Genomic DNA, 13924 nt, shown 5'->3' on the forward strand with positions numbered 1-13924 from the left:
AACAACTCACCTTAACCCTTACTTTTTTTAATACTGGAGGGGTGTTTTAGGATTTAGAATTTGTGGTTCCTGCCATAAAGTCATGAACAATACCATAACCAAAGGACCTACGAATAAACCAAGAAGCCCTAAAGTTTCCACCCCGCCTAAAATTCCAAACAATACCGCTAAAAAAGGCAGCTCAATTGCACCACCGATTAAAACAGGTTTAACAAAATGATCTGCAACAAACATCACAAGGGTGCCCCAAACCAAAACTACAATTGCACCAATCATACTGCCAAAGGAAAAAAGAACCATTGCTACCGTAATAAATACTATTGGAACAACAAAGGGGATCATTGCTGCGAGTGCAGTGATAAATCCCACTAAGGTAGGTGCTGGGAAACCAACCAAACCATAGCAAACTCCCATTAAAATACCTACTCCAAGGCCCACTACTATCGTACCATTAACCGTAGCCCTAAGTGCTCTGGGTAGTCTATCTGCGTAACGAAACCATCTTTTCCCCAAGCAATATTCTCCGACTTGGTAAATTTGAGATAATAATTGGTCTCCATCACGATAAAAGAAAAACAAACTTAACAGCGTAAAGCCTACTTGGACGCTCCGATGCGCTAAACTTGCCCCTATTTGTTTTACATAATAGCTAGTTGGTGTAAGCGATAAATGAACATTAGACAATAAACTCTTAATCATCCCTGGTTTACCAATATGTTCATCCCAATATGCAACTAATTCAGTCCCCCAAAATGGAAAGTCTCTTAAAAAGCCAGGGGCCGCACCACCTTGGTGATTTATATCTTGCAGGAAATTAATGAATATTTGTAATTCCTTGATTAACAACCCCAATAACCAGCTTAAAGGAAGTAAAAACAACAAACCGATTAAAGTAGTAAAAAGTAACGCGGATAAATTATTTTTATTTCCAAAAAACTTACACCATTTTTCGTACAAGGGGTAAGTAGCAATAACGATTATAGATGCCCATATTAATGATGGAATAAAACGATGAATAATAAATAAACTAAGGACTACAATCCCAATAGTTAAACCCATACTAATGAGTTCTTTATGGTTCTCATTCATTAAGCAAAACTCCACGCTAAAATTTGCATCAATATCCAGGCAGGCACCGCAGCTAATACATCATCCAGCATAATACCAAAACCACCACGTACTTTCTGATCAATATAATCAATAGGTTGGGGTTTCCAAATATCAAAAATTCGAAACAAAATAAAACCACAGATCATCCATTTGACCCCGTGGGGTGCCATGAACATAGTTAATAAATAACCTACAACCTCATCCCAAACAATCCCTTTATAATCGTGTACCCCCAAATCCTGAGTAATCTTTTCACTTACCCATACTCCCAATAAAAAAGCAAAGAAGGTACATAAAAGATAAACTACCCAATGAGTACCCATAAGCAATAAATACACCGGTATTGCAGCTAATGTGCCCCATGTACCCGGAGCAGTTGGCATTAAACCACTACCAAACCCGAAGGCAATAAAATATATAGGATCCTGAAAAACACTTTTTGCTAAATTTATTTGTTTCATTTCTTCTTCTCTTACTTAGCTAATCTTAAAAAGTTGGATCAAAATACAATAACTTACACTAGCCACTCCACGATGCTCTATTCATATCCTTTGGCTAAAAATGTGAGTATCCTTTTGGTTTTAACTCATGGTATTGATGATTTGCATCTTTCATTTTTAAACCTGGGTTCTCCTCAACTACTCCAATGGGGTAACAATGCAAATTAGCGTTCTTCAAATCATTTATCAATAAAGCTAAGTGATGTTCGGGTACGGTAAAACATAATTCATAATCATCACCGCCAGTCAATGCCATTTCAACTGCATTATCCTTCCAATATTTATTAAGCAAGGGATGTATTGGAATTGCATCTTTATTGAGGCATGCACCAACACCACTCGCGACACAGACATGGCTTAAATCCGCACTAAGCCCATCCGAAATATCTATAACTGCAGTTGCATAAGATCGTAAAAACTCAATTAAATCCACTCGAGGTTTAGGGTGGATTAATTTTTTCATTAATTCACCTTTATCTTGCTTTGATAGATGCTGATTTTCAAGAAATTTTACAGCTAAAGCAGCAGCACCCAATTCACCTGAAACGAAGATAATGTCCCCAGGTTTTGCTCCCTTCCGTGATATTGCTTTTCCTTTGGGCGTGGTTCCAAAAACAGTAAGCGTTATCGATAAAGGACCTTGTGTGGTATCGCCACCTATTAAAGTCATATTAAATCGGTTTAAGGAGTCCTTTAGCCCTTGCGTAAATAAATTGAGCCATTGTTCATTGAATTCAGGTAAGGTTAGAGCAAGAGTAATCCAACAAGGGGTTGCCGCCATAGCGGCCATATCGCTCACATTGACCATGACTGACCTGCATGCAATATCATAGGCATTCCATTGAGGGAGAAAATGTACTCCTGACACAAGCGTATCTGTGCTCACAAGTAAATCCATTTCCTGAGAAAGACGCACACAAGCAGCATCATCACCAATACCTAATAATACATCATCACGCTCATAATCTAGTGGTTTAAAAAAATGCTCAATAAGGGTGAACTCATCCATAGTTATGACTGATTTCGACAGAACGTACCTGTTGTGCCAAACTATTTAATACACCGTTAACATAACGATGTCCATCCTGAGATCCAAATTCTTTCGTCAGCGATATTGATTCATCAAGAACGACTTTGTATGGAATCTCAGGACAATGTAATAGTTCAAAAGAACCAATGCGCAATACAGTCAATTCAATTGGATTTAAGCCGGTAATATCTCTGTCAAGAAAAGGAGTAATACTTGCTTCCAAGGTTTCAACATGAGCTGGAACGCCATGTAAAATACGGCAAAAGTATTCTACGTCCACTTTATCCATATTGTTAACGATTCGAAATTGTGCTTCGATTTCATTTAAATCACTTCCAGACATTAACCATTGATAAAGAGCCTGAAGTGCTAATTTTCTGGCTTTTCTTTTACCGCTAATTGACTGCTTTTCCACCTTAACCTCATGAATTCTTAGTAACATCTATAAAACCTCTCTTTTAATTTTATTGAGAGAGCATAAAAATAGCGAATACTGAGTATTAAAAAATTTACCCTTTTTGGAGCCTGAGTGCCCCAAACAAGTAATACTTTTAACTACCCTAGTCTTTATTCATCTGGTCTATTGTTTGTCTGAAGTCACTTACATCTTTAAAGCGCTTATACACCGACGCAAAACGAACGTAAGCTACATGATCCAAACTATATAATTCCTTCATGACCAATTCACCAATAATCTGGGAGTCAATTTCTCGCTCTCCTCGACGGCGAATTTCCTGTGTAATCGCAATAATTGATGCTTCTAAGGCATCAACACTGACGGGCCTTTTTTCCAAAGCGCGCAACATGCCGGAACGTAAATTATCAATATTAAAGGGCTCACGCCTGCCATCACGTTTAACAATTAACGGCATGATTAATTCAGCTGTTTCAAACGTAGTAAACCGTTCGTGACATACAAGACACTCTCGTCTTCTACGCACTTGGGCGCCTTCAGCGACCAAGCGCGAGTCCACTACTTTAGTTTCTTCTGCGTGGCAAAAAGGGCAAAACATAATTATCCATAAACCGGAAACTCACGACACAAAAGCAATATTTGTTCTTTAACTTTTGCTATGGTCGCTTCATTGTTAATATCATCAAGAATATCCGCTATCCAATTAGACAATAGCGTTATTTCTTTTTCTTTAAATCCTCTTGTTGTAACTGCTGGAGTTCCCAAACGTAAGCCACTCGTTACAAAAGGAGAGCGAGGATCATTAGGCACTGTGTTTTTGTTCACGGTAATATTTGCTTTATCTAAAGCTGAATCAGCATCTTTACCGGTAATATTTTTATCAATTAAATCAACTAACATTAAATGATTATCAGTGCCCCCTGAAACAATTTTATAGCCGCGACTCATAAGTACTGAGGCCATAGTCTTAGCATTCACTAATACTTGTTGTTGATAAGTTTTAAATTCAGGCAGCAAGGCCTCAGCAAAGGAAACCGCTTTGGCAGCAATCACGTGCATTAAGGGTCCACCTTGATTGCCAGGGAAAACGGATGAATTTAATTTTTTCTCGATTTCCTCATTTGCACGACATAAAATCATCCCACCTCTTGGTCCTCTGAGTGTTTTATGAGTTGTGGTGGTTACTACATCAGCATAAGGAACAGGTGAGGGATAAAGACCTACAGCAATCAATCCAGCCACATGAGCAATGTCGGCCATTAAGAAAGCCCCGACCTTATCCGCTATAGTTCTGAACCGTGCCCAATCAAGAACGCGAGAGTAAGCTGAAAATCCCGCAATGATTAATTTAGGTTTATGTTCGAGGGCTAAACTCTCTAATACATCATAATCGATTAAACCAGTATTCGCATCCACCCCATAAGGAATTGCTTCATAAAGCTTACCCGAAAAATTGACTTTGGAACCATGCGTTAAATGACCACCATGCGGTAATGCCATACCTAAAACAACATCGCCAGGAGCTAATAGAGCCATCATTACTGCCGCATTAGCCTGGGATCCAGAATGAGGTTGAACATTAACATAATCCGCTGAAAAAAGTTTTTTAGCGCGGGCTATTGCTAGCTCTTCAGCCACATCGACATACTCACATCCGCCATAATAACGTTTGCCCGGATATCCCTCAGCATATTTATTAGTTAACACAGAACCTTGAGCCTCCAGTACTCGGGGACTCACATAGTTTTCCGACGCAATAAGCTCTACATGCTCTTCTTGTCGGCGTTGCTCATCAACAATAGCCTGGAATAATTCATCATCAAAATGTTTTATAGTATAGCTTCGGTCAAACATGAGTAATCCTTGGGAAAATGGTTAAGGTCTAACGATGATGTCATTACGTACCTTTCTAACACCATCCACGCTCGCAGCAATAATCCCTGCTCTTTGCTTCAATCTTGGAGTAGCAACAAAACCACTGAGCTGCACTTCATCTTTAAAGGTTTTAACTTGCACGGCTAAACCCGTACGTCCTAAATGATTTACTAATGTTGCTTTCACTTTAGTAGTGGTAGTCGAACTATCCAAAAACTCTCCCGTACTCTCACTTCCAGGAGAAGCAACACATGCTATGATAAGTATAGATAAAAGTCCTACAAACAGTATTTTAAGTAAGTTACGCATCCTCAAAACCCCTAAAGGAAAAACCTCCTAAGACTACCACAAAATTTACCGGGATACGAATCGTGAATATAAATTGGAAATCATGCTGTAATTTTGATTTAAAAAAACGCATTTCCTGGGCTGGGACCAAGCATACCCAGGTTGCGCAAACATAGATTCCCTTCCTAAAATTGTTCCATTATTCAGTAACTACAACCTTGGATCCCGATTCTGATGGGTGATGTTTCACCACCTGATTTTTCTTCTCATGTCCATGAACAGTGCTCTTATTTGAATTGTTCACAACAACTTGTTTTGGATTCGGAATTTGTTTGTGAGCTTGTTGGTGATGGCCGTGCACTTTATTCTGACTCGGTGTGGCATTTATTTTTTGACCGCGATGGTAAGGAAGACGAGGCCGGTAGTCCTGTGGATGCTCATCGAAACCATAGATTTCAGCCCGGGGAGGAACGGTGTGATAATAACCCGCATCATAATATTCAGGCTGGGTCATTTCACACGAAGTCAAAAAAGGTACTAACAAAAGGCAAGGGATTAAACGCTTCATGAACAACTCCTGAAACACAAATAAAAAAGGGAAGGTGCATTGCATGCAACTTCCCTATCGTCAAATAAGCTAGCTTATTTTAGAAATACTTATTTTTTTGCTGTAATCTCAACTTTATCGCCTTTAATACCTTTGTTCAGGTAATTAACGATACGTACAGTGCTATTTACATTAGTCCAACCGGAGTAAATAGTACCATAAGGAGATTGGATCAACAGGTTCATACCAGAATGGCAGTAACCGTAGTAGTACAAGCTAATGTAATGAGGTGCATCATAGTAAAATATGGTGAATGGATCTAAAGGAGCACCATCATCAAAAGAACCGTAGACGCGAACATTATCAACACTGTTATTGATGATTTCAATTTCACAATAACCTGGATACATCATTGATTTACCAGCAGGTTTATTTTTGTCAGCTTCAGTAGCTTTAGGGTGCAAATGTGCGTTTGCAGCCAAAGCTTGACCGATCAAGCTAAAACAAAGAGCAAATAACAAGGACTTCAACTTCATGGTTTCTCCTTCGTTTAATGAAAGCAGCATAGTAGCAAAGTGTTGTATTTAGTCAATAGGATATTTTTATAACCATGAAATAAATAAAATTGAAACTTATAAGCACAATATAGGGTAATAATATTCATCTTTCATGGTATAGTTGGCGGGTTTCAAAATTATCGTTTTTTTTAAGCATTTAGGGGAGTATTAATGAAAAAGCGAATGATCATAATGGGAGTCGCCTTAGTGATTGTTTTCGGTGGGATCATTGCTTTTAACCTGATCAAATCAATTTTGATTAAGCGTTTTTTTGCAAGCTACCAACCACCTGCTGTTTCTGTCGCCTCAGCTGTTGCCAAGTCAGTAAACTGGCAGCCAACCATTAATGCCGTAGGCAATTTTGTTGCATTTAACGGAGTCGATGTAAGCGCCCAAGCTTCAGGAAATGTGGTAAAAATTGATTTTGAATCAGGACAATATGTTGATAAAGATGCCCCCTTAATTACTATTGATGATAGTGTGGATCAAGCGTTATTAAAATTTAATCAAGCAGAATTAACCCTGAAAACGCTCAGTTATAAACGTCAATATGACTTGTTCAAACGTGGTGCAGCTCCTATTTCCAGTGTTGATGAAGCTAAAGCAAATCTCGATCAAGCCCAAGCAAAACTTGATCAAACGCAAGCACAGATTAAGCAAAAGCACATTACCGCACCCTTTGCGGGTAAATTAGGTATACGACAAGTAAACCTAGGCCAATTTATCAGCCCGGGACAAACTACAATTGTTTCCTTACAATCACTTGACCCCTTGTATTTGGAGTTTTATCTCCCCGAACAAATGTATAAACGTATTCAACCTAACCAAACTATTACGTTTTCCGTAGAAGGATTTCCTAATGCTCTTTTTGAGGCCAAAGTTACTGCAATAAACTCTAAAGTGGATCTCAACACACACAATATGTTAGTACAAGGTACCCTTGCTAATTGCCCTACCGCAGCAGTTAAAGATCCTGAACACTCTCCTTTAGTCGAAACCCGAAAAGAATCCATGGGCAATAAACGAATTGTTACGTGCAATTCTGATCTAAATAGCAAAAATAAAATTCATAGTTTTACCTTTGTGCCGGGTATGTTTGCTTCAATTGAAATAAGCCAACCGCCTGAGCCTAATACCGTGATTGTTCCTTCAACCGCTATATCATACAGTCTCTACGGTAACGCAGTGTACATCATTGAAAAAAATGCAGAAGGAAAGAAAAATGCAGATGGTTCTGACCTACTCACGGTCAAACGTGTTTTTGTTTCAACCGGAGAACAACGAGGAAATTATACGGTAATCAAAAAAGGAGTTAAGCCAGGACAATTGGTCGTAAGCGCCGGAGAAATAAAATTACAAAATGGCACGCCTGTTGTAATCAATAATGATGTCAAACTAAATGAAATCAGTAATCCGGATATATTGGGACAATAAATTAATTGAATCATAGTAACCTGGGTCAAATAAACCCAGGTTAATTTTAATATAGGCATATCATACCTATTACAAAAATTTTAATCAGGAACACGTTATGAAGTTTACCGATCTTTTTATCAAACGGCCCGTACTTGCCATGGTAATTAGTTTGCTCATTCTGCTTTTTGGTATCAACTCAATCTATAAGATGCAAATTCGTCAGTACCCCCGCATGGACAATACAGTTATTACCATTATGACAGGATATCCTGGTGCAGATGCAGATCTTATTGCCGGATTCATTACTTCACCTTTAGAAAAAGCTGTAGCCAGTGCAGAGGGAATTGACTATATGACCTCTTCCAGTACTCAAGGGTTAAGTACCATCACTCTCAATATTAAATTAAACTTTGATCCGCAAGTGGCTTTTACTGATGTGATGAGTAAAGTCCAACAAACATTAAACCAATTGCCCAAAGAATCTCAACAACCTGTTATATTGAAAACTTCCGATAGTTCAACAGCACTGATGTATATCAGCTTAGACAGTACGGAAATGACACCCCAGCAAATTACTGATTACGCCACTCGTGTTGTCCAACCCCAATTGCAAACAGTAGATGGTGTAGCTAAAGCAGAGATTTTGGGCGGTGCCACCTACTCCATGCGAATATTTCTTGATCCCGTTAAAATGGCTGCATTAGGGGTTTCTCCCTCAGATGTCTCTATGGTACTTGCCAAAAATAATTTTCTAACTGCAGCAGGAAATACAAAAGGTGAATACGTTGCGATCAGCATTACTGCAAAAACTGATCTTAATGACACAGCTCAATTTAGTAATTTGATTGTTAAAAGTGATAAAGGATCCATAGTTCGCTTACGTGATGTTGGCACCATTGAATTAGGTTCACAGGATTATGACACCTCAGTAACATTCAATGGCAAAAAAGCAGTATTCATATCTATAACTCCCACTCCAACTGCGAACCCCCTGACCGTAATCAGTGATGTGAGAAAAATACTTCCTTCGGTTATCAGAGAATTTCCGCCCTCCTTAACAGGAACAATAGTTTATGATGCAACTGCATTTATTCGAGCCTCCTTGGATGAAGTAACCCATACCATTATTGAAGCAGGTTTGATTGTTATCGTAGTGATTTTTTTATTCTTAGGTTCCATCCGTTCGGTACTGATTCCTGTGGTAACCATTCCACTTTCATTAATAGGTGTATGTACCTTGATGCTTATTTTAGGATACAGTATCAATTTGCTGACCTTACTCGCTTTTGTACTCGCCATTGGTTTGGTAGTGGATGATGCCATTGTGGTCGTAGAAAACGTCCATCGACATATCGAAGAAGGAAAAACTCCTTTTGACGCTGCCTTGATTGGGGCTCGAGAAATTGCCACTCCAGTTATTGCAATGACTATCACCTTGGCAGCGGTTTATGCACCTATCGGTTTCATGGGGGGGTTAACAGGTGCTTTATTCAAAGAATTCGCCTTTACTTTAGCGAGTGCAGTAATCATTTCCGGAGTTATCGCCTTAACTCTTTCTCCCATGATGTGTTCAAGGGTTTTGTCTAAAGACATTAGTAGTGGCAAATTTGTTAATTTTCTTGATACTTTTTTCAATAAACTAAAAGTAAGATATCAAAATGCATTACACAGTTTGCTGTACACTCGGGTAATTATGTTGTTTTTTGCGGCAATTGTTATACTTATGCTGCCTTATCTCTATACCCATACTTCCGCTGAAACAGCCCCAGATGAAGACCAGGGCTTCTTCTTTGTCATGGCCATGATCCCTCAATACGCGACACTTAATTATATAGAAGCCTTCACCAAACCATTTGATGATATTTATAAAAGTTTCCCTGAAACAGAAAATTATTTTACCGTGAACAACAGCAGTCAAACCATCTCAGGAATGGTATTGAAACCATGGAATCAACGTAGTAAAAGCCAGTTTGCTTTAAAACAACCATTGCAAGATAAATTATCACAGATTGCAGGCTTAAATGCTTTTGCAATTGTCCCTCCCCCCCTTCCAGGCGGCGGAGGAGGTACGCCAGTGCAATTCGTTATTAAAACAACAAATGACTTTCAGAGCTTGTTAGATGTCTCCGATAAGCTTACCGAAAAAGCCAAAAAAAGTGGCTTATTTATTTACATCGATAATTCACTGAAATTCAATAAGCCGCAAATTCTATTGGATATTAATCGCTCTAAGGCTTCAGAAATGGGATTAGATATGCAGGCTGTAGGAAGCAGCTTAACCAGTGCTTTTTCAGGCAGTTATGTGAATTATTTTAATTTAGAAGGCCGCAGTTATCAGGTAATACCCCAATTAAACCGCTCGTTTCGTATGACTCCTGAGCAATTGGGGCAAATATATGTGAAAACCATAAACGGTACCATGGTACCCCTTTCAACGGTAGTCACTGCCAAAGAACAAACTGCACCTAATGCAGCAACACATTTCCAACAAATGAATTCCGCGACCATTCAAGCAGTAATGATGCCTGGAAAAACCTTAGGCGAAGGCCTCGCATTTTTACAAGATGCGGCCAATGATACTTTACCTAAAGGCTTTTCTTTTGATTATGGTGGTGAATCAAGACAATTTATTCAAGAAGGAAGCGCTTTACTTTTTGCATTCGTTTTTGCAATCATCATTATCTTTTTGGTACTTTCAGCTCAATATGAAAGTTTTCGTGATCCGCTCATTGTTTTAATCAGCGTACCCATGTCGATCTGCGGAGCTTTAATTCCCTTGAATTTGGGTCAGGCAAGTCTCAATATTTACACTCAGGTTGGTTTGATTACTCTAATCGGATTGATCTCCAAACATGGAATTTTGATCGTTGATTTTGCGAACCATTTACAGCGCGAAAAAAATCTGGATAAACGAGCAGCAGTGGAAGAGGCTGCGGGAATTAGGTTAAGACCTATTCTCATGACTACTGCTGCTATGGTATTTGGGGTATTACCTCTCTTGTTTGCTAGTGGTGCCGGAGCAGTAAGCCGTTTTGATATAGGGCTGGTTATCGCTACAGGTCTGTTAATCGGAACGGGGTTCACCCTGTTTGTAGTCCCTACCCTATATACTTACATCGCGGAAGATCATCGCTCCAAGAAATCTGAACCCCAGTTTGATGAAGCAAAAATTCCAGATGTTCAATTGCCCTCTCATAATCATCAACATCCCTAACAAAGTCTAGCCTGGGTGATGCGCAGTGAACCAAGGAGTTCGATCTAATTGATCCCGGGTTTCGCTGCGCTTCAACTAAGCTCCAAACTTACACTTATAAATTTCCAATCGAAAATTATTGCTCACCGTATTAACTCAACTTATGGTTGATTTTGTGATAACATTTCGTCTTTTTATCAGTACAGGTTTAATCATGGATAAAATCTATTCCCCTGAAGCAATTGAAAAAGCATGCTATACAAATTGGGAAACTCATCACTATTTCCAACCTCATGGTGATGGTAAAAAATATTGTATCATGCTTCCTCCTCCCAATGTCACAGGCAGTCTGCATATGGGGCATGGTTTTCAGCATACGATTATGGATGCATTAACCCGCTATCATCGGATGTTAGGCCATAAGACTTTATGGCAACCTGGTACTGACCATGCGGGTATTTCTACCCAACTCGTTGTTGAGCGTCAACTTGAGGCCGCTGGAACCTCTAGAAAAGATCTTACCCGCGAACAGTTTTTAGAACGCGTTTGGCAATGGAAGAATGAATCTGGAAATACTATCACCCAGCAAATGCGACGTTTGGGTGCTTCAGTAGACTGGAGTCGTGAACGATTTACTATGGATGAAGGATTATCCGCCGCAGTACAAAAAGTATTCGTACAACTTTATGATGAAGGTTTAATTTATCGTGGAACCCGTTTAGTGAATTGGGATCCTAAATTAGGTACAGCAGTATCTGATCTCGAAGTGCTTTCCGAAGAAGAAGATGGTTTTCTCTGGCACATCCGCTACCCAGTCGTAAACTCAACTGAATCTCTTATTGTTGCTACCACCCGACCTGAAACGATGTTAGGGGATACTGCAGTTGCGATACACCCCGAAGACTCGCGTTTTAAACATCTTATTGGACAAGAGGTACATCTTCCACTTTGTGATCGAACCATTCCAATTATCGCGGATGAATATGTCGATAAGGAATTTGGCAGTGGCTGCGTTAAAATTACCCCAGCTCATGACTTTAATGATCATGAAGTTGGTAAACGTCATCAACTCCCCGTTATTAGCATCTTAACTAAAAAAGCATCTATTAATAAAAATGCCCCTTTGAAATATCAAGGCATGGATCGGTTTGTGGCTCGAGAACAAATCATTAAAGATCTGGATGCCGAGGGTTTATTAGTTAAAACAGAACCCCATAAATTAAAAGTACCTCGTGGTGAAAAATCAAATGTCATTATAGAACCCCTACTAACTGATCAATGGTACGTCAAAACTCAACCTCTCGCTGAGCCCGCAATTGCTGCAGTGAAAAATGGCGAAATTCGCTTTGTTCCAGAAAACTGGAACAAAACCTATTTTCAATGGATGGATAATATTGAGGATTGGTGTATTAGCCGCCAATTATGGTGGGGACACCGAATACCCGCCTGGTATGACAGTAATGGCAATGTCTACGTAGGATACAGCGAAAATGATGTTCGCTTTAAATATAAAATTAAAGACTCAACTGTGTTGAAGCAAGATGAAGACGTTTTAGATACTTGGTTTTCATCGGCACTTTGGCCCTTTTCGACTTTGGGTTGGCCTGAACGTACTCCCGAATTAGAACAGTTCTACCCTACCTCAGTTCTGGTTACTGGTTTTGATATTATTTTTTTCTGGGTAGCTCGGATGATTATGATGGGGCTAAAATTTACCGGCAAGATTCCTTTCAAAGAGGTTTTTATTACCGGCTTAATTCGAGACAGTGAAGGACATAAAATGTCTAAATCAAAAGGGAATGTGCTTGATCCCCTAGACATTGTTGATGGAATTGATCTGGATTCGCTTATTGCAAAACGAACCTCTAATTTAATGCTGCAATCTGTTCGGGACAACATCATAAAAAACACCCGTAAAGAATTCCCTGAAGGAATTAGCTCCTATGGAACAGATGCTCTTCGTTTTACTTATTGCTCTCTGGCATCCACCGGCCGAAACGTACGCTTTGATATAGGCCGAGTTGAGGGTTATCGTAATTTTTGTAACAAATTATGGAATGCCGCACGGTATGTATTGCTCAATACTGCTGAAGAACAAATAGATTTCGATGACGGAGCATTTCAATATACCCCAGCAGACCAGTGGATTTTATCACGATTGCAACACACCATCAGTAAAGTACATCATTATTTCGAAACCTATCGATTTGACTTGTTATCCAACACAATGTACGAATTTGTCTGGCATGAATACTGTGACTGGTATCTTGAATTATCTAAACCTATCCTACAAGATGAGCACGCATTGAGTGCTTTGAAACGTGGTACTCGTAAGACTTTAATTCATGTACTCGATCAGATTCTCAAAATGTTGCATCCTCTAATGCCATTCATTACAGAAGAAATCTGGCAACGTACTACAAAGTTAACCATTGATAACGGCTCAAGCATTATGATCAGTGCTTATCCTCAAGTAAACCCTGAATTCATTAATGATACCATTGAAGAGGAATTAGAATGGTTAAAAGCAGCCATTCAAGCGATACGCACCATCCGGAGTGAAATGTCCATTTCGCCGGCTAAGCTTATTCCGCTTTATATTCGGAATATTACACCCATACTTAAAGACAGAGTGGAAAAATATCAACATACCTTAAAGGCATTGAGTAAATTAAGCCAGATCCATTATTTGGAGGCAGATGAAAAAATTCCCGTTTCAGCTACTGCTGTGCTTGGAGAAATTGAATTACTCATCCCCATGGCTGATTTAATTGATAAAGAAGCGGAACTAACTCGTTTATCCAGAGAGTTGGCCAAATTAGAGAAGGATATCAATCTTGCTGAAGGTAAATTAAATAATCCTAAATTTACGGATAAAGCACCTGCGGAAATTATTGCTAAAGAACGTGAAAAATTAACGCAAGCACAACAAACCAAAGAAAAGCTCCTGCAACATAAAATCAGAGTTGAGTCATTGTAATAAACTGCAGCGT

At 39.2% G+C, this 13924-nt stretch carries 12 protein-coding genes; 3 read left to right on the forward strand and 9 right to left on the reverse strand.

Features of this window, described 5'->3' with window-relative positions:
* Positions 1-27: 27 nt before the first annotated feature.
* From ACWTE2_RS09675 to ACWTE2_RS09715, 9 genes are all read right to left on the reverse strand, one after another.
* Positions 28-1089, reverse strand: coding sequence for an AI-2E family transporter (locus ACWTE2_RS09675; RefSeq protein ID WP_182392932.1), 1062 nt, complete (start codon positions 1087-1089; stop codon positions 28-30).
* Positions 1089-1571 carry a phosphatidylglycerophosphatase A family protein gene (locus tag ACWTE2_RS09680; RefSeq protein ID WP_454785184.1) on the reverse strand — a complete coding sequence of 161 codons (483 nt, stop codon included), beginning with the start codon at positions 1569-1571 and terminating at the stop codon, positions 1089-1091. The genes ACWTE2_RS09675 and ACWTE2_RS09680 overlap by 1 nt, the downstream gene beginning before the upstream one ends.
* Positions 1572-1665: 94 nt before the next feature.
* On the reverse strand, positions 1666-2619 hold the full coding sequence (gene thiL, locus ACWTE2_RS09685; RefSeq protein ID WP_454785185.1) for a thiamine-phosphate kinase: 954 nt from the start codon (positions 2617-2619) through the stop codon (positions 1666-1668).
* Positions 2612-3055 (reverse strand): transcription antitermination factor NusB, encoded by a 444-nt coding sequence (gene nusB, locus ACWTE2_RS09690; protein ID WP_182393611.1) that lies wholly within the window; start codon positions 3053-3055, stop codon positions 2612-2614. Before nusB ends, thiL begins: the two co-directional genes overlap by 8 nt.
* Positions 3056-3200: 145 nt before the next feature.
* A complete protein-coding gene (nrdR, locus tag ACWTE2_RS09695; protein ID WP_058468406.1) occupies positions 3201-3653 on the reverse strand; it encodes a transcriptional regulator NrdR in 453 nt (150 codons plus the stop codon).
* A 2-nt stretch (positions 3654-3655) separates the two neighbouring features.
* Positions 3656-4909, reverse strand: a complete 1254-nt coding sequence (glyA, locus tag ACWTE2_RS09700) for a serine hydroxymethyltransferase (RefSeq protein WP_454785186.1) — start codon at positions 4907-4909, stop codon at positions 3656-3658.
* A gap of 21 nt (positions 4910-4930) precedes the next feature.
* Positions 4931-5239 carry a BON domain-containing protein gene (locus ACWTE2_RS09705; protein WP_182392928.1) on the reverse strand — a complete coding sequence of 103 codons (309 nt, stop codon included), beginning with the start codon at positions 5237-5239 and terminating at the stop codon, positions 4931-4933.
* Between the two features lie 178 nt (positions 5240-5417).
* Complete coding sequence (locus ACWTE2_RS09710) at positions 5418-5786, reverse strand: hypothetical protein (RefSeq protein WP_454785187.1); 369 nt, start codon at positions 5784-5786, stop codon at positions 5418-5420.
* Between the two features lie 89 nt (positions 5787-5875).
* On the reverse strand, positions 5876-6301 hold the full coding sequence (locus tag ACWTE2_RS09715) for a hypothetical protein (protein ID WP_182392927.1): 426 nt from the start codon (positions 6299-6301) through the stop codon (positions 5876-5878).
* Positions 6302-6493: 192 nt separating this feature from the next.
* On the opposite strand from ACWTE2_RS09715, the gene ACWTE2_RS09720 reads away from it, so the two are divergent.
* The 3 genes from ACWTE2_RS09720 (at position 6494) to ACWTE2_RS09730 (ending at position 13911) form a co-directional block, all read left to right on the forward strand.
* Positions 6494-7756, forward strand: coding sequence for an efflux RND transporter periplasmic adaptor subunit (locus ACWTE2_RS09720; RefSeq protein WP_454785188.1), 1263 nt, complete (start codon positions 6494-6496; stop codon positions 7754-7756).
* A 97-nt stretch (positions 7757-7853) separates the two neighbouring features.
* The gene (locus ACWTE2_RS09725) at positions 7854-10952 is read left to right on the forward strand and encodes an efflux RND transporter permease subunit (RefSeq protein WP_454785189.1); all 3099 of its coding nucleotides are present in this window, start codon (positions 7854-7856) and stop codon (positions 10950-10952) included.
* Positions 10953-11145: 193 nt separating this feature from the next.
* Entirely contained in the window at positions 11146-13911 is a 2766-nt protein-coding gene (locus ACWTE2_RS09730) for a valine--tRNA ligase (protein WP_454785190.1), read from the forward strand.
* Positions 13912-13924: the final 13 nt, after the last annotated feature.

This window comes from Legionella nigrisilvae (assembly GCF_977063395.2).

What these genes read in the sequence shown, in the direction of transcription:
- ACWTE2_RS09675 (WP_182392932.1), bottom strand. Translation starts at nt 1,089, where the DNA reads ATGAATGAGAACCATAAAGAACTCATTAGTATGGGTTTAACTATTGGG.
- ACWTE2_RS09680 (WP_454785184.1), bottom strand. Translation starts at nt 1,571, where the DNA reads ATGAAACAAATAAATTTAGCAAAAAGTGTTTTTCAGGATCCTATATAT.
- thiL (WP_454785185.1), bottom strand. Translation starts at nt 2,619, where the DNA reads ATGGATGAGTTCACCCTTATTGAGCATTTTTTTAAACCACTAGATTAT.
- nrdR (WP_058468406.1), bottom strand. Translation starts at nt 3,653, where the DNA reads ATGTTTTGCCCTTTTTGCCACGCAGAAGAAACTAAAGTAGTGGACTCG.
- glyA (WP_454785186.1), bottom strand. Translation starts at nt 4,909, where the DNA reads ATGTTTGACCGAAGCTATACTATAAAACATTTTGATGATGAATTATTC.
- ACWTE2_RS09705 (WP_182392928.1), bottom strand. Translation starts at nt 5,239, where the DNA reads ATGCGTAACTTACTTAAAATACTGTTTGTAGGACTTTTATCTATACTT.
- ACWTE2_RS09710 (WP_454785187.1), bottom strand. Translation starts at nt 5,786, where the DNA reads ATGAAGCGTTTAATCCCTTGCCTTTTGTTAGTACCTTTTTTGACTTCG.
- ACWTE2_RS09715 (WP_182392927.1), bottom strand. Translation starts at nt 6,301, where the DNA reads ATGAAGTTGAAGTCCTTGTTATTTGCTCTTTGTTTTAGCTTGATCGGT.
- ACWTE2_RS09720 (WP_454785188.1), top strand. Translation starts at nt 6,494, where the DNA reads ATGAAAAAGCGAATGATCATAATGGGAGTCGCCTTAGTGATTGTTTTC.
- ACWTE2_RS09725 (WP_454785189.1), top strand. Translation starts at nt 7,854, where the DNA reads ATGAAGTTTACCGATCTTTTTATCAAACGGCCCGTACTTGCCATGGTA.
- ACWTE2_RS09730 (WP_454785190.1), top strand. Translation starts at nt 11,146, where the DNA reads ATGGATAAAATCTATTCCCCTGAAGCAATTGAAAAAGCATGCTATACA.